A 17,007-nucleotide genomic window follows, 5' to 3' on the forward strand; every position below is an offset into this window, starting at 1 on the left:
GTGCCCCTCCTCCTCGACGGTCATCGCCTGCGGCACGGTCGTCGCCGTCCCGGTGCTGTCCGCTCCGCCGGGTCTTACGGGCGGAGGACAGGCCGGTGATCCAGCGGCGTTCATCGTGAGCGTCACCCCGCTGCCCGCCGCCACGAGCGCGGTCTCGTCCGGGGGTTGCGGCCAAGCGTGGAAGCAGCGCGACGGGCCGCGTACCGCGAGGCGGCCCCGGCGCGGACAGTCCGGTGCACGTGGGTGGAGAACCGGCCGCCGTCGGCGTACTCGATGTCGACGAGCAGCGCCATGTGCGGGGGCCGTCCCGCGCAGCGCCATCGTCTCCAACAGCGCGGGCTCGTCGGCGATCGCGCCCGGCCCAGCGGTGACGCGGGGTGGCCGGCCGGCGGCGGCACCCGTAGCGTGGCCGCGTGGACCAGGACGAACGGCTGCGGCACGCCTCGTCGTTCGGCGCGGCGGCGGTCGCCTACGCCGCGCACCGGCCGGACTACGCGCAGGCGGCGGTGCGTTGGGCGCTCGCGGCCGCACCGGGCCCGCGCGTGCTCGACCTCGGCGCCGGAACCGGCAAACTCACCGCCACGCTCGCCGCTCTGGGCGCGTCGTGCGTATCAGGCGTGTCGGGTGGGCCCGGCGCCGACGTCACCGCGGTCGAGCCCGATCCGGCGATGCTGACCGAACTGCGCCGCTCGCTGCCGTACGCCCGAGCCCTGCCGGGCAGCGCCGAGTCGATACCGCTGCCGGACGCGTCCGTCGACGCCGTGCTCGCCGGCAACGCCATGCACTGGTTCGACATGGCCGCCGCGGGCCCCGAGATCGCCCGGGTCCTCGCACCGGGCGGCGTCCTGGCCGGCCTGTGGAACCTCATGGACGACGGCGTCGCCTGGGTCGCCGGGCTCGCACGGGTCAGCGGAAGCGCGGCCATCGGCCCGCGTGACACCCCCGCCGCCTGGCGCGCCGAGACGGCCTCCGCGCACCTTCCGAAGACCGGCGAGGCCGCCCGGTTCGGCTCACCGGAACAGGCCGAATTCCCGCACGGTCAACGCCGCACCGCCGACTCCCTGGCCGCCACCCTCGCGACGCGCGCGGGCATGCTGACCATGCCGCAGCAGGAACGGGAAGCCACCCTGACCCGCATCCGCGCCTTCCTCGCAAGCCGCCCGGAGACCGCCGACGGCGAGTTCACGCTCCCGCTGCTGACGGGGGTGCTGCGCGTCCGGCGGCTGTGAACCGCCGTCAGCCGCAGTGAGTCGCCATGAGCCGCCGTCAGCGGAGTTCGCCCTCCAGGAGGCCCATCGTGTACATGTCGTACCACTCGCCGTCGCGGCGGAACTCCTGGCGCAGCACCCCCTCGTCGACGAAGCCGACCTTCCGGTAGACGTGGTGGGCCGCGTGGTTCTCCGTGACGACCGTCAGGGTGATCTTGTGCAGGCGCATCTTGTCGAAGCCGTAGCGGCACATCGTGCGCATCGCGTCGGTGGCGTAGCCGCGGCCCCAGCAGTCCTTCTCGCCGAGGTAGAGGTCGAGTTCGGCGCGGCCGGTCTCCGGTTCGGCGTCGCGGAGCGTGACCAGGCCGATGAGGCGGGCGTCGGCGCGGACCTCGATGCCGTAGAGGACGTCGCCGTACGCGTTGCGCGGCCGTTCCTCCAGGCGCTGGCGTACGTGGTGCAGCGACTGGCGGTGGCCGTCGCTCATCCAGCGCATCACCTCGGGGTCGTGGCTCCAGCGCCACATGGCCTCCGCGTCCGACGGCTCCATCGGGCGCAGCCGCACCAGCTCTCCGAGCACCATGCCGTGACCGGCCCTTCCGTTCGGCGTCGCGGACCCGCAAGGGGTAGCACGGGCCGTCCGGGAGCCTCAACGGGATAAGCGCGTACGGCACGTACGCGCCGTACGAGCCCTACCCGCCGCCCGCGCCCGTCCCCGTACGTACACGACCCGGCTCAGCCCTCCGTCCGCTCCACCGGAATCCAGATCTCCGCGTCCGCCTCCGCGCCGTCCTCCGACAGCCGTGCCCGCGAGAGTTGGGGGCCCGGCCTGCTCTGGTACGGGTTGGACGGGAACCACTCCGTGTACGCGTCCCGCCACAGGTACTGCATCGCCTGCGGGAACTCGCCCGAGTTCTCGAAGACCGCCCACATCCCCGCCGGGACGGTGAGGGAGTCCATGTCCTCGGGTGCCCGGGAACCGGTCACCACGGCGTGGTAGTAGTCGAGTTCGGTGCCTTCCTCCCCGGTGTCGTTCTCGGGGTTGTCGGCGACGCCGAGGATGCCCTCGGGCTCCTGGTCGGAGAGTTCCTCCAGGCGCCGGAGTGTCTCCGGCGGGATGCTCCGTACGAACTCGGCGATCGCCGGGTTCATTCCGAGGTGCACGAGGGGCACCCGTACCTTCCTGCCGACCACCCGGAACTCGTCCTTGTGCACGATCCGGTACCGCATGCTGCTGCTCCCTTCGACAACGAGCCGGAAGGACATCCGCGGCTGGGAGTGCAGCGCAGCGCCGGTACGCCGGGCCTCGCCCGGCCCCACGCCGTGCATGGCGCGGAAGGCGCGCGCGAACGCCTCGCCCGAGCCGTAGCCGTACCGCACCGCGACATCGAGCAGCGTCCGCTCCCCGGCGAGCACCTCGGCGCCGGCGACGGTGAGCCGCCTGCGGCGGATGTACTCGGACAGCGGGATACCGGCCAGCGCGGAGAACATCCGCCGCAGGTGGTACTCCGACGTGACGGCGATCCGCGCCAGCTCGGCCACGTCGATCCGCTGGTCGAGGCGGCGCTCGATGTGGTCCATGGCCTCGTTGAGCCGCTCCAGCACCACGGGCCTCCTTCCTTGCCTTACCCACACTCACGCTAGGGGCGGCCGTCGCGCCGTACCCGACATCCTGTGCCCGGCGCGGTCGGGCCTGATGGCGGCACTCATGCGCTCACCGCCATGTGCGGGGTGTGGTAGGCGGGGCGGACGTGTACGCCATGGATGGTGGCAGGTCCTACAGCGATGCCGCGCAGCGCCATGTCCAACGCCCAGCGCCGTTCGGCCCGCGCCTGCCGCTGCGGGGTCTGCGGGTGCCGTCGCGGTCGCATGAGGACGTACGGGCGTACGGGCGTACGGGCGTACGGGCGTACGGGCGTACGGGCGTACCGAGCTGAGGCCGTCCACTAACGGGGGCCAGCCGTCGCGGGGTCTTCTTGTGTGCACGTTCGGTTCGACCACCCGCCGCAGGAGCGGGCTCCTCGTTACAGATAGATCTGCCGGTGACAAGTGCGGCAGATGGTCTTGCCGTCGCGCTTCTCAAGCCGGCGGTGCTCACACGTCTCGGTGCGGGGCTTCGGCCCGGCCTTCGAGTTGGTCATCGCGTCATCTCCGCCGCCGTGGGCTTGAGGACCACCGCGTACTCCGAGAAGGTGCGCAGGTAACGGTGGTGGCCGGTGACCTCCGCGTGGCTGAGCATCCACGCCTCCACCGGTCCCGGGTCCCGATGCGGCCCGGAGTCCTCACAGCACAGGACCTCTTACGAGGCACACTCCGCCTCGTACGTGGCCTCCGAAGCCACGTCACGTACGACTGCGTACGGGACGTGACCGGCGTACGCACCCGAAGTCACCGCGCCGCTCCCCTCGCGATGACCGCCGCCAAGTCGCTCGCCACGACCGGAGCGCAGTCACCGAGGCTCACCAACGCGTACCCGGAGCCATCCGCACGAGTCGCCGGACGCACGTCCATCGACGGCAGTTGGATACCCGCGCACCGCAACGCCGCCCGCAGCGCCTCCCGCCCCCTCCTCGGCTTCCCTGGTCCTCTTCGCCACTTGCCGCTGTGCCGCCATTCCGTGGTCCCTCCCTTTCGTCGTTCTTGATCTCATGTCAGATAACGGCGGGACGGGACGGTTTCGGTAGTGCCACCATTGGCACAATGGCGCTGTGACAAGGGAGTGTTGTGCTTTGGCCAAGAGCTATGGGGAGTGGCTGAAGGAAGCACGGGAGGGCAAGGGGTGGAGCCAGCAGGAACTGGCGGACAAGGCGTTCATGTCCCGTTCCCTGATCGCCGCGATTGAGCGAGGGGTACGGCACCCGACCGAGGACGACGCCAAGGCGCTGGATGCGGCGTTGGGTACGGGGAATGTGCTGTCGACGTTCCGGCCGGGGGCGGTGAAGGGGGAAGTCGCGGACTGGTTCGGCAAGGCTCTCGAACTGGAGCAGCAGGCCACGGTCATCCGTGAATTCGGCCTGTCCTTTATGCCGGGCATCTTGCAGACGGAGGCATACGCGGATGCGGTGCTGCGGCGCGCGTACCCTCCGACGAGTGAAGAGCAGCGACACAAAGACGTTGTGACAAGGCTCCAGCGAGGGAAGATGCTGGAGGACCCCGTAACCCCCGTCGTGTGGGCGCTGCTCGATGAGGGGGTGCTACGACGCCCGTTCGGCGGCCCGCCGTCATGGCGGAACAGCTGCGTCACGTGGCGGCACTAGGCGAGCGGGAGCGCATCCGCGTGCACGTGCTGCCGTTCGGCGCTGGGGGTCTGCTCGTGAAGGGGATGGTGTCGCTGATGTGGTTCGAGGATCAGCCGCCCATTGCCTATTCGGAGGGGCATCGCCTGGGGGGAGTCCATGACTCTCCGTCTGTAGTCGAACGCATCACAGGCGCATACGATCAAGCCTTGAGCGACGCGAGGCCCTTTGAAGAGTCCCTGGCGATCATCAGGGCGACAGCGGAGGAATACGAGAGACATGGCTGAGCACATCCAACACGCGTCCGCGCTGAGTGGCTGGCGCAAGTCCTCGTACAGCGGCCCCGATAACGACAGTTGCGTCGAGGTCATCATCGGGGACGCGTCCGTGCTGACCGGTTGGCGCAAGTCGTCGTACAGCAGCCCCGATAACGACAGTTGCGTCGAGGTCATCGACGGGTACGCGTCCGGCATACCCGTCCGCGACTCCAAGGACCCGCACGGCCCGGCGCTCGTCGTCGAACCGGCCGCCTGGTCGTCGTTCGTCAGCGCCGTCAAGCGCGGGGAGTTCCCCGCCTGAGCTCTCCCCGGCGGCTCAGGGGCAGAAGCGCTCGCTGAGCATCGTGTTGATCCGCTTGCCGTCGGCCTCCGTCAGCCGGTGCCCCGGCGTGCTGAACCGCCGCGCGGCGGCCCCCGCGTCGCTGCTCCCCCGCGACAGCTCCGCGCACTGCTTCCCGGCCTTGTCCACGTCCTCGGCGGACCCGAGGGAGGAGTCGATCTCGCGCAGGGCGACCTGCAGTTCGAGCGTCTTCAGGGCCAGCATGTCCTGCTGGGTCCGGTCGCTCATGTCGGGCGGCAGATCGGTCGCGGGCATCCGGTCGTCGGCGGGCGGCGTCTCCGTACGGGGCGGCCGCGTGCTGGGGGTTTCGGTGCCGGGCGTCTCCGTACGAGGTGTCTCCGTACGGGGCGTCTCCGTACGGGGCGACGGCGTCTTGCTCGGCGGGCTCTCCGCGGAGTCGTCCCCGCCGTTCCCACCGCAACCGGCCAGCGTGAGCACGACCGCGGCGGCCACGCCCGCGACGGCCCCCCGCCACACGGACGGTTCCGGACTCAGGCTCGCCCTGGTGACCACGTGAAGCTCCCTACGCCAGACGCCGATTCGCCCCGGACGACGGCACACCCACCCCGCGCCCGGCCACAGCGCCCGTACGCTAGCGGCCCCTCACCGGGAGGGGTCCCGGTCCACCGCCGCCTCCGGCGGGACTATGCCGCGGACCGGGGGGAAGAGCATCGAGCCGTGCTCGTCGGCCACGTTCAGGGCCACGCCCGTCGGGCCGTCGGACGCGGGGATCACGTGGTCGAGCAGCCGGGCGCCCGGCATCGGGAGGTAGTCGCGGGGTTCGGGCGGCGCCGTGCCGTGCGCGTCCGTACGGGCGTCCGCGTCGCGTGCGTCCGCGAAGCGGTGGAGGGCGGCCTCGTCCGTGAAGGCGTAGATCCAGCGGATGCCGCCGTACACCGCCGCCCGCGGTACGTCGCCGTCGACCGGCACCAGCACGGCCGTACGGCGGAACTCCCCGAGCAGCGCCGCCGGGTCGCCGTCCCCGGCGCGGCATGCCGCTATCTCCTCCGGCAGATCCATGTCCCGCCCCCGGCCCCCGCAGACACCTGCCGGCGCGCGCACGCGCCGCTCTCCGCGCCACCGTACGGCACGCGTACAGCACCCGTATGGCACCCGTACGGACAGTCACCGGCGGTGCGCGGAGACCGTCACGTGCGCAGTCCCGCGAACGCCGTACGCACCACCGCGTCCGCGACCTCCGGGTCCGGTCCGGGGGTGCGGCCACCGCGGTCCGGGCGGTACCACTCCACCAGCGAGTTGATCATCCCGAACAGCAGCCTGGTGGCCAGCCGCGGATCGACGTCCGTACGGAGGTCGCCCTCCGCCGCCGCCTGCCTGAGCAGCGCGGTGACGCGCTGGTCGAAGTCGCGGCGGCGGGCCATGGCCCAGCGTTCGGTGTCGGTGTTGCCCCGGACGCGCAGCAGCAGGGTGACATACGGCAGCTCGCTCATCAGCACCTCGGTGGTCCGCCGAGCGACGTGCTCCAGCCGGTCGATGGCCGGGCCGTCCACCGCGGCGGGCTCGTCGAGGATGCCGAAGAGGCCGTCCAGGGCCCGGCTTATGGCGCGCCGCAGCAGCTCCTCCTTGCCGCGTACGTGGTGGTAGATCGACGACTTGGAGATGCCCGCCGCCTTGGAGAGGTGCTCCATGGAGGTGCCGTCGTAGCCGCGTTCGTTGAAGACCCGGACGGCGACCGTGAGCAGGGAGTCAGGCGTGTAGGTGTCGCGTTTGGCGGGCACAGTGGGCATGCCGCCGATGCTATCCGTGGGTACGGGGGCGGGCCCCCGCGCGTGTGCGGTCACCGGATCACGGCCCCTCTTGCACCGACCGATCGTTCGGTAGCAGTATCTAACCCGGCCCCCGCGTCCTGCCACCCCGCGCACGTGCCGCCACCGCACCGCCACCAGCAGCAGCCCAGAGCCAGAGCCAGAGCCCCAGCTCAACGAGGAGTTGGTCATCGTGACCGCCGAAACCACCGGACCGGCCAACCCGCCCGCCACCGCCGGCGGCAACAGCCCCGTACAGCTGCTCGAGAAGCACCGCGACACCCTGGACCAGGCGCTCGAGGCGATCCGCAGCCGCGCGTACTGGTCGCCGCACCCCGAGCACCCCAAGGCGTACGGCGCGGCCTCCGGCAAGGAGGGCAGCCTCGGTGCCGAGGAGGGCCAGGCGGCGTTCGACGCGCTGCGCGGCACCCGCTTCGAGCTGCCGGGGCAGCCCGGCACGGACGGCTGGACGGCCACCGAGTCGTCGCCGTACGGGCTCGGCATGGGCATCGAGTACCCGCACCCCGACCCCGACCGGCTGCTCCCCGCGATGCGGCTGGCGATGCCCGCCTGGCGCGAGGCCGGGCCGGAGGCGCGGGCCGCGGTGTGCCTGGAGATCCTGGCGCGGATCAGCGCGCGCACGCACGAGTTCGCGCACGCGGTGATGCACACCAGCGGGCAGGCGTTCATGATGGCGTTCCAGGCGGGCGGCCCGCACGCGCAGGACCGCGGCATGGAGGCGGTGGCGTACGCGTACGTGGAGCAGGTCCGCACCCCCGACGCCGCCGACTGGTCGAAGCCGCAGGGCAAGCGCGATCCGCTGAACCTGAGCAAGCAGTTCACGGCCGTCGGCCGCGGCATCTCCCTGCTGATCGGCTGCAACACCTTCCCCACCTGGAACGGCTACCCGGGCCTCTTCGCCTCCCTCGCCACCGGCAACCCGGTGCTCGTCAAGCCGCACCCGCGCGCCGTACTGCCGCTGGCGCTGACCGTACGGATCGCCCGCGAGGTCCTGCACGAGGCAGGCTTCGACCCGAACCTGGTGGCGCTCGCCGCCGAGCGCGAGGGCGAGGGCCTGGCGAAGGAGCTGGCCGTACGGCCGGAGGTCCGCATCATCGACTACACCGGCTCGACGGCGTTCGGCGAGTGGCTGGAGACGCACGCCCGGCAGGCGCAGGTGTACACGGAGAAGGCCGGTGTCAACACCGTCGTCATCGACTCGACGGACGACTACCGCGGCATGCTCGGCAACCTCGCCTTCTCCCTCTCCCTCTACAGCGGCCAGATGTGCACCACCCCGCAGAACCTGCTGATCCCCCGCGACGGCATCAGCACGGACGACGGCGACAAGTCGTACGACGAGGTCGTCGCGGACCTCGCGGGCGCCGTCGGCAAGCTCCTGGGCGACGACGCGCGGGCGAACGCGCTGCTGGGCGCCATCGTCAACCCGCAGGTCGGCGAACGCATCGACGCGGCGGGCTCCCTGGGCGAAGTGGCGCTGGCGTCCCGTTCGGTGACCAACCCGGACTTCCCCGGCGCGACCGTGCGTACGCCCGTGATCATCAAGCTGGAGTCGGCGAAGCCGGACGCGGAGGCCGTGTACCTGTCGGAGTGCTTCGGGCCGGTGTCCTTCGCCGTCGCCGTCGAGTCCACGCCGGACGCGGTGGCGCTGCTGCGGCACACGGTGCGGGAGAAGGGCGCGATGACGGTCGGCGCGTACACGACGTCGCCGGACATGGAGCGGCTGATCGAGGACGCGTGCCTGGAGGAGTGCGCGCAGCTCTCGCTCAACCTGACGGGCGGGGTGTACGTGAACCAGACGGCGGCGTTCTCGGACTTCCACGGGTCGGGCGGCAACCCGGCGGCGAACGCGGCGCTGGTGGACGGGGCGTTCGTCTCGAACCGCTTCCGCACGGTGGAGGTCCGGCGCCCGGCCTGACACCGGGCTCATCCAGCCCGTCCGGCGTTTGAGGACGGCCCGGAGCGGCCACCGACCGCCAGTGGGCCGAAAAGCCCCTGGCACAGTGCACGCGCTCCGTGGCCGACGGCCGTCCTCAAACGCCGGACGGGCTTGGTCGCAGCGGCAGCGCAGCCGTCAGCCGCGCCGCCTCCCCCGGGGCGCGTCGGGGCTCAGGCGCAGGGCGGTGATGGTGGTGGCGAGCATCCGGTAGTGGCCGGCCAGCAGCAGGAACTCGATCGCGGCGGCCTCGTCGAGGTGCGCGCGGAGCCGCCGCCACATGGCGTCGTCGAGGTCCTGCTGCTCGTACAGCATGTCCGTGGCCGCGAGCAGCGCCCGTTCGCGCGCGCTCCAGGCCTCGTGTCCGGGCGCCGAGACGACGCGTTCGAGGTCGGTACGGGTCACCCCGGCGCGGCGGGCGAGGCGCCTGTGGTGCTCGAACTCGTAGGCGCAGCCGCAGAGATGGGCGGTGCGCAGGATGACGAGTTCGGTCTCCCGGCGCGGCAGGGTGCCGCGCGGCATCAGCCGCCCGGCGAAGCGCAGCCAGCCGCGGAACAGCCGGCGGTGGCGGCCGAGCGTGAGGAAGAGGGCGGGCGGCCGTGTCCCGGAGACCAGTCCTGCGGCGTGGCTCAACAGCCATACGGGGAGACCGACTTCGGCGCGCGTGCCGGGAGCTATACGGGGTGCCGCGGCGTCGCGGGCGCGCTCCGGCGCGGTCACGGGGCGTCTCCGCCCGCGGGCCGCGGGGCGGTGCGTACGGCGGGGCGCAGCAGCCGCGTCGCGGCACGGTTCGCGGCCCGCATCGCCAGTACGTACAGCGGGGGCGCCACGCGCTGGAGGGCGTACAGGACGCGGACGCCGCGCGACGTGTGCACGAGGTAGCGCCCGTCCCGTACGCCGTCGAGGATCCGGCCCGCCACGTGCTCGGGGCTGGCCGCCCGCGCGCGGAACGCCGCGCGCAGCCTCCGCATCCTCGGGCTGTCGCGGTCCACGCCGGCTATCTCCACGGTTTCCGTGAGCGGTGTGGCGACCGCGCCGGGGCACACCAGGGTCACGCCGATACGGTGCGGGCGCAGGTCGAAGCGGAGCACCTCGCTGATGCCTCGCAGCCCGAACTTGGCAGCGCTGTACGCCGCGTGCCAGGGCAGGCCGATGAGTCCGGCGGCGGAGGAGACGTTCACCAGGTGGCCGCCGCGCCCGGCGGCGACCATCGCGGGCAGGAACGACTCGATGACGTGGACGGGCCCCATGAGGTCGACCTCCACCAGCGCGCGCCAGTGGCGGTGTTCCAGGGTCTGCACGGTGCCCCAGGCCGATATCCCGGCGATGTTCATCACGACGTCGACCGGACCACCTGGACCACTGTCGTGAATCTCGTCGGCCATGGCCCGCACCTGCTCGTACGAGGAGATGTCCGCGGCCCTGGCGTAGGCGACGGTGCCGCCGGCGGCGCGTACGGCGTCGACGGTGGCGTCCAGGCCCTCGGCGTCCAGGTCGGTCAGGAGCAGCACGGCGCCCTCGGCGGCGGCCCGCTCGGCGGTGGCGCGGCCGATGCCGCCGGCCGCGCCGGTGATGAACACCCGGCGTCTCCCAAGGTCCTTGATACCGCTCACGACCGGCTCACCTCGCTGGCTGCTGGGACGGGGACGCGGTCCTGCCCTGCGCGCGGGCAGGCAACGCGGCGACGGCCGACTGAATGTACCACCGGGAATATTCGGTCCGGTATAACCGTGGAGTGACCCGTTCCCCCGCCTCCCGTACGCAGCGGCGCCGCTACGCCCCGCGCCGGCCGCGCGAAGTGCGCAGCGCGCAGATCATCGACGCCGCCGCGCGGCTCATCGCCGAGCACGGCTGGCGCGGGATGACGATGGAACGCGTCGCCGCGGAGGCCGACGTCGCCAAGTCCGTCAGTTACGCGATCTTCGAATCGCAGGCAGGGCTGCAGCGCGCCGTGCTGCTGCGCGCCCAAGAGGTCACCGGCGACCGCGTCGCCAGGGCTCTCGCGGCCGCGCGGGAGGCGGACGGGATCGCCGCCGCGTTCCACGCCGGACTGGGCGTCTATCTGGAGAGCGTCGCGCGTGAACCGGAGATCTCCCGGCTCGTACTCCTGCCGATCGAGGGGGCCCCGGACAGCGTCCGCGAGGCCATACGCGACGGCCGCGAACAGGTGCGCCGCCGGATACTCGCCGTCGTCCGTACCCTGCTCGAGCGCGAGGGCGCGGCGGAACTCGACGCCGAGCTGATCTCCCACCTCGTACGGGACAACGCCGAGCACCTCGCCCGGCTGCTGCTGGAACAGCCCGGGACGTTCACGCCACGGCGGCTGACGGACGCCACCGCGGCGCTCGCCCGCTTCGCACGGCACGGCTGACGGACCGGCTCTGGCGGCTCCGACAGCTCCGACAGCTCCGACAGCTCCGACAGCTCCGGCGGGTACGCGGGCACACGCGGTGCGCGCGCCTAGGCGGGCGGGGTCTGTGCGAGCCAGTGGTAGAGGGTGATGGCGACGCTGGTGGCGAGGTTGTAACTGGAGACCTGCGGGCGCATGGGGAGCGCGACGATGTGGTCGGCGCGGGCGCGGAGTTCGGGGGAGAGGCCGCGGCGTTCGGAGCCGAAGGCGAGCAGGGCGTCGTCGGGCAGGGTGCGGGTGCGCAGGTCGGCGCCGTCCGGGTCGAGGGCGTAGAGGGGGCCGGCGGGGAGTCCGGCGACGGTGCGGCGTTCCACGGCGGTGGCGAAGTGGAGGCCCGCGCCGGCGCGCAGCACGTTGGGGTGCCAGGGGTCGACGGTGCCGGTGGTGAGCACGCCCGCGGCGCCGCAGCCTGCGGCGACGCGGATGACGGCGCCGATGTTGCCGAGGTGCCGCGGATCGTCCAGCACGACGAGCGGGGCGGTGCGGGGCCCATCGGCGCGCAGGGCGGCGGCCTGACCGCTGGCGCGTACGGCGAGCGCCGCGACTCCGGTGGGGTGCGGGCGCGGCACGAGCCGGGCGAGGGTGCCGGACGGTACGGGCTCGAGGAGCGCGTCGAGCGTCGCGGTCAGGTCGGGGGCCAGGTCGGCGGCGAGCGCGAGCGCGCCGGGGCGGTCCTCGGTGAGCGCGAGCGGTACGCGCGCGCCGAAGCGGAGGGCGTGCTTGAGCGCGTGGAAACCGTCCAGCAGGACGGTCTCCGGGGCCAGTTCGCGCCAGCGGCGCGCGGGGTCGGCCGCCGCGCCGGACGCCGGGCCGTCGCCGCCGGGGGCGTGCGCGTCGCGGTCGTGGGTCACCGGGCCAGCGTATGCGCGGTGCGGACGGGCGGGCGCACGCGTACGGCGCGAGCCCCCGCCCGTACGGCCGTCAGTCGCGCGACGCCCGCTCGCCGGCAGAGGTGGAGGTGGAGGTCGGGATCGGCACGGGTCCCGGCGGCGACGGCACGGCCGCCGCGCCGTGCGGCCCCTCGGCGCGCTCCCCGGGCCCGTCCGGCCCTCCCGGACCGCCCGGACCCGCGTCGCCGCGGCTCCCGAATCCCGTACCGCGCCGCAGCCGCCCGGCGAGGCCGGAGGAGCGGGCTCCGAGCCAGACCAGCAGCGCCGTGGGCAGGAACACGGCGTCCGCCGCGATCATGGCGAGCGAGAAGAACGGCAGTCCGAGCAGCACGGCGATGCTCAGATGCTCCATGATCATGATGAACAGGAGGACGTTCTTCACCCGCCGGTTGAAGAGGGTGAACGGGAACGCGACCTGCACGATCACGGTGCCGTACGTCATCATCATGATCGCCAGCCCGTTGCCCGCGAAGATCTCGTTGAGCTCGGGCCAGGGCGCGAAGTAGTCGAGGTGCATCGGGTAGTAGGCGGCGGTGCCGTCCTGCCAGCGCGAGCCCTGGATCTTGTACCAGCCCGCCGTCGCGTAGACGAAGCAGACCTCGATCATGATCACGGCGAGGGCGGCGTTGTGCACGAGGTTGGCGATGATGTCGCAGACGGCGCGCGGTTCGCCGGGCGCGCGGTGGTTCACCACCCACCACAGGCCCTGTACGGCCCACAGGCCCCAGAAGATCACGGCCCAGCCGGCGGTCAGCCCGGACAGCAGGGTGGCGGCGGCGAGGCTCAGCCCGGCCAGGGACCACAGGACGACGCCGGTCACGTCACGGGGCGGCGCGGCGGGCATGCCGTACGCCGTACCGGCGCCCGCGCCCGTATCCGCGCCCCCGCCCGTACGCGTACGGTGCCGGGCCGCACGCCGCGCGTCCAGTGACCACACGCGGCCGCAGCGGGTGAGCACGAGGTAGATCGCCATCAGGTGGATGACGTTGTCGCCGCCGTCGCCCATGAAGATGCTGCGGTTCTGGATCGACAGGACGCCGACCATGAAGAGGACCGACATGGTGCGGGTACGCCAGCCGAGCAGCAGGGCGGCGCTGGCGAGGATCGAGAGCGCGTACACGAACTCGAACCACGCGTTGCTGTCCGTCCACATCAGCACGCTGAACGCCTCGTTGGAGCCGTTCAGCCGCTCGGCGAGGTCCCAGCCCCACGGGCTGTCCGGGCCGTACAGCTCCTGCCGGTGCGGGAGTTCGCGCAGCAGGAACAGCAGCCAGGTGGCGGCGAAGCCGATGCGGACGACGGCCGTCTGGTACGGGCCGAGCGCGCCGCCGGTGACGCGCTCGAGGCCGGTGTTGAGCGTGGTCTCCACACGGGACTTCCACTGCGAGGGCCGCAGCATAGGCGCCTCGGCGGGGCGGCTGTCGTCCGTCACCGGCTCCCCCTCAGGTCGTCGCTTCCGACGCTCCACCAGGGCAGCACCCGGTACTCGGTCTTGGTGTCGATCTTCTCGTCACTCCACGCGGGCGGCGCCACCCTGGTGACGGCCGAGCGGAGCTGGATGCGGTCCACGGTGCCGCCGTTGAGCTCCGTACCGAAGCGCTCCAGGACGATCCGCATCATGTACGCCTGGGACAGCTCGCCTCGCAGGCCGACCGGACGGTGCTCGTTGTCGTGGGAGCCGGTGTAGAAGTCCCAGCCGCGGCGGAGCTCGTTCTGCACGGTGTGGCTGGGGAGGAGGTTGCCGCGGATGTTCTCGCCGTCCATGGCGGAGAGGTTGACCCAGCCGGTGGTCTCGACGGAGCCGTCGTCCTTGGTGACTTTGGCACGGGCGTGCACGTGGATGTTCTGCTGGAGGGGGTTGGGAGCGAACAGCTTCCAGTTCTGCTCGAACTCGGGCAGAACGTAGTCGTCGATGGTCTCGCTGTGCTCCTTGCTGAGCGTGTTCTCGGGTGCGACGTGCAGGAAGACCATCGTCACATGCACGGCGACGGCCACCGCGACCGCCGCCACGGCTATCGCCACCGTGACCCGCCCCGGCGCCGACAGCGCGGCGATGCCGCCGCTCCGCCGTTCCTCGTCAGGCTCCATGCCCTCCCCGCTCCCTCTTCGCTGTACCGCCCCCCAGAGGTTAGCCACTGTCAGGCCGGTCTTGACACCGTGTGGCAGACCGGCCCACCATTGAACCGAACGATCGGTCGGTCGGCTGACTCGAGGAGCCTCGCATGACGACGGTGCTACCGGGCACACCCGGCGACGCGGGGGCCGCGAGGGCGGCGGAAGCGGAGACGGCGCAGACGAGAGCGGAAACGGAAGCGCGGACGTACGGTCCCGCGTTCGACGCCGCCGTCGCCGCCGACGAACGGATCGAACCCCGCGACTGGATGCCCGACGCCTACCGCGCCACTCTCGTACGGCAGATCGCGCAGCACGCGCACTCCGAGATCATCGGCATGCAGCCCGAAGCCAACTGGATCACCCGCGCCCCCTCCCTGCGCCGCAAGGCGATCCTCATGGCCAAGGTCCAGGACGAGGCCGGCCACGGCCTCTACCTCTACAGCGCCGCCGAAACCCTCGGCACCGGCCGCGACGAGCTCCTCGACAAGCTCCACAACGGCCGCCAGAAATACTCCTCGATCTTCAACTACCCCACCCTCACCTGGGCCGACGTCGGCGCCATCGGCTGGCTCGTGGACGGCGCCGCGATCACCAACCAGGTGCCGCTGTGCCGCTGCTCGTACGGCCCCTACGCACGCGCCATGGTGCGCATCTGCAAGGAGGAGTCGTTCCACCAGCGGCAGGGGTACGAGCTGCTGCTCGAGCTCAGCCGCGGCACGGACGCACAGCACGCCATGGCGCAGGACGCCGTGAACCGCTGGTGGTGGCCGTCGCTCATGATGTTCGGGCCGCCGGACGACGAGTCGGCGCACAGCGCCCAGTCCATGGCCTGGAAGATCAAACGGCACTCCAACGACGAACTGCGCCAGCGCTTCGTCGACATCTGCGTCCCGCAGGCCGAGGCACTCGGGCTGACACTGCCCGATCCCGACCTGCGCTGGAACGAGGAGCACGGGCGCTGGGACTTCGGGCCCATCGACTGGGACGAGTTCAAGGCCGTGCTGAAGGGCAACGGGCCCTGCAACGAGCAGCGCATCAGCCAGCGCCGTACGGCACACGAGAACGGCGCGTGGGTGCGCGAGGCGGCAGCGGCGTACGCGGCGCGGGAGCGGAACCGTACGGCGGAACGGGACCGTACGGCGGAACGGGCGCAGGGTTCACAGCCGGAGGAGGTGGCGGCCCGATGAGCGGCGCGAGCAGCGACTGGCCCCTGTGGGAGGTCTTCGTACGCGGCAGGCGCGGCCTGTCCCACACGCACGCCGGGAGCCTGCACGCGCCCGACGCGGAGATGGCGCTGCGCAACGCGCGCGACCTCTACACGCGGCGCTCGGAGGGCATCTCGATCTGGGTGGTGCCGTCCACGGAGATCACCGCCTCGTCGCCGGACGAGAAGGACCCCTTCTTCGAACCGGCCGCCGACAAGCCCTACCGGCACCCCACCTTCTACGAAGTCCCGGAGGGGGTGCGGAACCTGTGAGCGAACCTGTGACCGCCCTCGCGACGGCCGAACTCGCCCTCGCCGACGACGCCCTCGTCCTCTCCCACCGCCTCGGCGAATGGGCCGGGCACGCCCCCGTCCTGGAGGAGGAGGTCGCCCTCGCCAACATCGCGCTGGACCTGCTCGGGCAGGCCCGCACCCTCTACTCCGGACTCGGCGACGAGGACGAACTCGCCTACCTCCGCGAAGAACGCGACTTCCGCAACTGCCAGCTGGTCGAGCAGCCGAACGGCGACTTCGCCGCCACCATCGTCCGGCAGCTGTTCTTCTCCACCTGGCAGGAGCTGCTGTACGGGCAACTGACCGCGCACCCGCTGGCCACCAAGGCGGTACGGGAGGTCGCGTACCACCGCGATCACGCCGAACACTGGACCCTGCGGCTCGGCGACGGCACCACGGAAAGCCACACCCGTACGCAGCGCGCGCTGGACGCCCTGTGGCGGTACACGGGCGAACTGTTCCAGCCGCTGCCCGGACTCGACGCCGACTGGGCCGCGCTGCGCGCGGGCTGGGACGAGCGCATCGCCGACGTCCTGGGGCGGGCGACGCTCAGCGTGCCCGAAGGGCCGCGGGAGGGCGGCTGGGCGGCGGGCGCGGGGCGGCAGGGGCTGCACACCGAACCGTTCGGACGGCTGCTCGCGGAGATGCAGCACCTGCACCGGAGCCACCCGGGGGCGAAGTGGTGACGGGCACGGGCACGGACGCTGTCGCGGCGGCAGACACCACGAGCGGTGAACGGGTCGCCGTTCTCCGCGAGTTGGCGGGCGGCGTCCCGGACCCGGAACTCCCGGTGGTCAGCCTGGCGGAACTGGGCGTGCTCCGGTCCGTACGGGAGACCGGCGAAGGACGCGTCGAGGTCGAACTGACCCCCACGTACACCGGATGCCCCGCCCTCGAAACGATGGCCGCCGACGTCGAACGCGTGCTGCACAAACACGGCGTGGCCGACGTCACCGTCCGTACGGTCCTCTCGCCGCCCTGGTCGACGGACGACATCACGGACGAAGGGCGGCGCAAACTGGCGGAGTTCGGCGTCGCGCCCCCGCGTACGGGAGCCGACCGCGCCGGCGGCCCCGTGCGGGTCGGCCTGGGGCCGACCCGCACCCGCACCCGCGGACGCGAAACCGGAACGCCGGACGACACGGCGGCGGGCACACCGTACGCGCGCGACGTACGCGACCCGGTGCGCTGCCCGCACTGCGGTTCGGACGACACGACGCTGCTGAGCCGCTTCTCCTCCACCGCCTGCAAGGCGCTGCGCCGCTGCGAGACCTGCCGGGAGCCGTTCGACCACTTCAAGGAGCTGTGA

The 17,007-nt window shown here is 72.2% G+C and carries 19 protein-coding genes and 1 pseudogene; 9 read left to right on the plus strand and 11 right to left on the minus strand.

What is annotated here, in order from left to right; genetic code table 11:
• The first annotated feature begins 413 nt into the window (after positions 1–413).
• Positions 414–1,229, plus strand: a complete 816-nt coding sequence (locus tag DVA86_RS12970) for a class I SAM-dependent methyltransferase (RefSeq protein WP_208878295.1) — start codon at positions 414–416, stop codon at positions 1,227–1,229.
• Positions 1,230–1,266: 37 nt separating this feature from the next.
• Here the strand turns inward: DVA86_RS12970 and DVA86_RS12975 are convergent, their stop codons facing one another.
• The 3 genes from DVA86_RS12975 to DVA86_RS36440 form a co-directional block, all read right to left on the minus strand.
• Positions 1,267–1,791, minus strand: coding sequence for a GNAT family N-acetyltransferase (locus DVA86_RS12975; RefSeq protein WP_208878297.1), 525 nt, complete (start codon positions 1,789–1,791; stop codon positions 1,267–1,269).
• Positions 1,792–1,943: 152 nt separating this feature from the next.
• Positions 1,944–2,813, minus strand: coding sequence for an AraC family transcriptional regulator (locus DVA86_RS12980; RefSeq protein ID WP_208884658.1), 870 nt, complete (start codon positions 2,811–2,813; stop codon positions 1,944–1,946).
• 532 nt (positions 2,814–3,345) lie between these two features.
• Positions 3,346–3,501 (minus strand): DUF7848 domain-containing protein, encoded by a 156-nt coding sequence (locus tag DVA86_RS36440; protein ID WP_484421924.1) that lies wholly within the window; start codon positions 3,499–3,501, stop codon positions 3,346–3,348.
• A gap of 436 nt (positions 3,502–3,937) precedes the next feature.
• Here DVA86_RS36440 and DVA86_RS12985 point away from each other — a divergent pair.
• Both DVA86_RS12985 and DVA86_RS12990 read left to right on the plus strand, forming a co-directional pair.
• Positions 3,938–4,731, plus strand: a pseudogene (locus DVA86_RS12985) (helix-turn-helix domain-containing protein).
• A complete protein-coding gene (locus DVA86_RS12990; protein WP_208878298.1) occupies positions 4,724–5,023 on the plus strand; it encodes a DUF397 domain-containing protein in 300 nt (99 codons plus the stop codon). The pseudogene DVA86_RS12985 and the gene DVA86_RS12990 overlap by 8 nt, the downstream one beginning before the upstream one ends.
• A gap of 15 nt (positions 5,024–5,038) precedes the next feature.
• Here the strand turns inward: DVA86_RS12990 and DVA86_RS12995 are convergent, their stop codons facing one another.
• The 3 genes from DVA86_RS12995 to DVA86_RS13005 all read right to left on the minus strand — a co-directional run bounded on the left by DVA86_RS12995 (position 5,039) and on the right by DVA86_RS13005 (position 6,810).
• A complete protein-coding gene (locus DVA86_RS12995; RefSeq protein WP_208878300.1) occupies positions 5,039–5,575 on the minus strand; it encodes a hypothetical protein in 537 nt (178 codons plus the stop codon).
• A gap of 90 nt (positions 5,576–5,665) precedes the next feature.
• On the minus strand, positions 5,666–6,082 hold the full coding sequence (locus DVA86_RS13000) for an SseB family protein (protein WP_208878302.1): 417 nt from the start codon (positions 6,080–6,082) through the stop codon (positions 5,666–5,668).
• Positions 6,083–6,210: 128 nt separating this feature from the next.
• A complete protein-coding gene (locus tag DVA86_RS13005) occupies positions 6,211–6,810 on the minus strand; it encodes a TetR/AcrR family transcriptional regulator (protein ID WP_208878303.1) in 600 nt (199 codons plus the stop codon).
• 277 nt (positions 6,811–7,087) lie between these two features.
• Here DVA86_RS13005 and paaN point away from each other — a divergent pair, with 277 nt between their 5' ends.
• Positions 7,088–8,767, plus strand: coding sequence for a phenylacetic acid degradation protein PaaN (paaN, locus tag DVA86_RS13010; RefSeq protein WP_245997609.1), 1,680 nt, complete (start codon positions 7,088–7,090; stop codon positions 8,765–8,767).
• Between the two features lie 156 nt (positions 8,768–8,923).
• Here the strand turns inward: paaN and DVA86_RS13015 are convergent, their stop codons facing one another.
• Positions 8,924–9,505: a carboxymuconolactone decarboxylase family protein gene (locus tag DVA86_RS13015; protein ID WP_208878307.1), complete on the minus strand. Its 582-nt coding sequence runs from the start codon at positions 9,503–9,505 to the stop codon at positions 8,924–8,926.
• A complete protein-coding gene (locus tag DVA86_RS13020) occupies positions 9,502–10,398 on the minus strand; it encodes an SDR family oxidoreductase (protein ID WP_245996534.1) in 897 nt (298 codons plus the stop codon). Before DVA86_RS13020 ends, DVA86_RS13015 begins: the two co-directional genes overlap by 4 nt.
• A gap of 122 nt (positions 10,399–10,520) precedes the next feature.
• Here DVA86_RS13020 and DVA86_RS13025 point away from each other — a divergent pair, with 122 nt between their 5' ends.
• Positions 10,521–11,156 (plus strand): TetR/AcrR family transcriptional regulator, encoded by a 636-nt coding sequence (locus tag DVA86_RS13025; RefSeq protein ID WP_208878308.1) that lies wholly within the window; start codon positions 10,521–10,523, stop codon positions 11,154–11,156.
• Positions 11,157–11,245: 89 nt separating this feature from the next.
• On the opposite strand, the gene DVA86_RS13030 is transcribed toward DVA86_RS13025, so the two are convergent.
• The 3 genes from DVA86_RS13030 to DVA86_RS13040 form a co-directional block, all read right to left on the minus strand.
• A complete protein-coding gene (locus DVA86_RS13030; protein ID WP_208878310.1) occupies positions 11,246–12,046 on the minus strand; it encodes a TrmH family RNA methyltransferase in 801 nt (266 codons plus the stop codon).
• A 70-nt stretch (positions 12,047–12,116) separates the two neighbouring features.
• Positions 12,117–13,484, minus strand: coding sequence for an HTTM domain-containing protein (locus DVA86_RS13035; RefSeq protein WP_245997612.1), 1,368 nt, complete (start codon positions 13,482–13,484; stop codon positions 12,117–12,119).
• A gap of 29 nt (positions 13,485–13,513) precedes the next feature.
• On the minus strand, positions 13,514–14,173 hold the full coding sequence (locus DVA86_RS13040) for a DUF5819 family protein (protein ID WP_208878311.1): 660 nt from the start codon (positions 14,171–14,173) through the stop codon (positions 13,514–13,516).
• A 134-nt stretch (positions 14,174–14,307) separates the two neighbouring features.
• Between DVA86_RS13040 and paaA the strand changes: the two genes are divergently transcribed.
• Genes paaA through paaD form a run of 4 tightly spaced genes read left to right on the plus strand, consistent with a single transcriptional unit; the run spans position 14,308 to position 17,007 of the window.
• On the plus strand, positions 14,308–15,387 hold the full coding sequence (gene paaA / locus DVA86_RS13045; protein ID WP_245996535.1) for a 1,2-phenylacetyl-CoA epoxidase subunit PaaA: 1,080 nt from the start codon (positions 14,308–14,310) through the stop codon (positions 15,385–15,387).
• Positions 15,384–15,677: a 1,2-phenylacetyl-CoA epoxidase subunit PaaB gene (paaB, locus tag DVA86_RS13050; protein WP_208878313.1), complete on the plus strand. Its 294-nt coding sequence runs from the start codon at positions 15,384–15,386 to the stop codon at positions 15,675–15,677. The genes paaA and paaB overlap by 4 nt, the downstream gene beginning before the upstream one ends.
• Positions 15,674–16,384, plus strand: coding sequence for a 1,2-phenylacetyl-CoA epoxidase subunit PaaC (paaC, locus tag DVA86_RS13055; RefSeq protein WP_208878315.1), 711 nt, complete (start codon positions 15,674–15,676; stop codon positions 16,382–16,384). The genes paaB and paaC overlap by 4 nt, the downstream gene beginning before the upstream one ends.
• Positions 16,381–17,007: a 1,2-phenylacetyl-CoA epoxidase subunit PaaD gene (paaD, locus tag DVA86_RS13060; RefSeq protein ID WP_208884661.1), complete on the plus strand. Its 627-nt coding sequence runs from the start codon at positions 16,381–16,383 to the stop codon at positions 17,005–17,007. Before paaC ends, paaD begins: the two co-directional genes overlap by 4 nt.

The organism is Streptomyces armeniacus (genome assembly GCF_003355155.1).
GTDB classification, from domain to species: Bacteria; Actinomycetota; Actinomycetes; order Streptomycetales; family Streptomycetaceae; genus Streptomyces; species Streptomyces armeniacus.

Excerpts from the sequence above, each read along its gene's own strand:
- DVA86_RS12975 (WP_208878297.1), bottom strand. The coding sequence starts at position 1,791 with ATGGTGCTCGGAGAGCTGGTGCGGCTGCGCCCGATGGAGCCGTCGGAC.
- DVA86_RS12990 (WP_208878298.1), top strand. The coding sequence starts at position 4,724 with ATGGCTGAGCACATCCAACACGCGTCCGCGCTGAGTGGCTGGCGCAAG.
- DVA86_RS13000 (WP_208878302.1), bottom strand. The coding sequence starts at position 6,082 with ATGGATCTGCCGGAGGAGATAGCGGCATGCCGCGCCGGGGACGGCGAC.
- DVA86_RS13005 (WP_208878303.1), bottom strand. The coding sequence starts at position 6,810 with ATGCCCACTGTGCCCGCCAAACGCGACACCTACACGCCTGACTCCCTG.
- DVA86_RS13035 (WP_245997612.1), bottom strand. The coding sequence starts at position 13,484 with ATGCTGCGGCCCTCGCAGTGGAAGTCCCGTGTGGAGACCACGCTCAAC.
- DVA86_RS13040 (WP_208878311.1), bottom strand. The coding sequence starts at position 14,173 with ATGGAGCCTGACGAGGAACGGCGGAGCGGCGGCATCGCCGCGCTGTCG.
- paaA (WP_245996535.1), top strand. The coding sequence starts at position 14,308 with ATGACGACGGTGCTACCGGGCACACCCGGCGACGCGGGGGCCGCGAGG.
- paaB (WP_208878313.1), top strand. The coding sequence starts at position 15,384 with ATGAGCGGCGCGAGCAGCGACTGGCCCCTGTGGGAGGTCTTCGTACGC.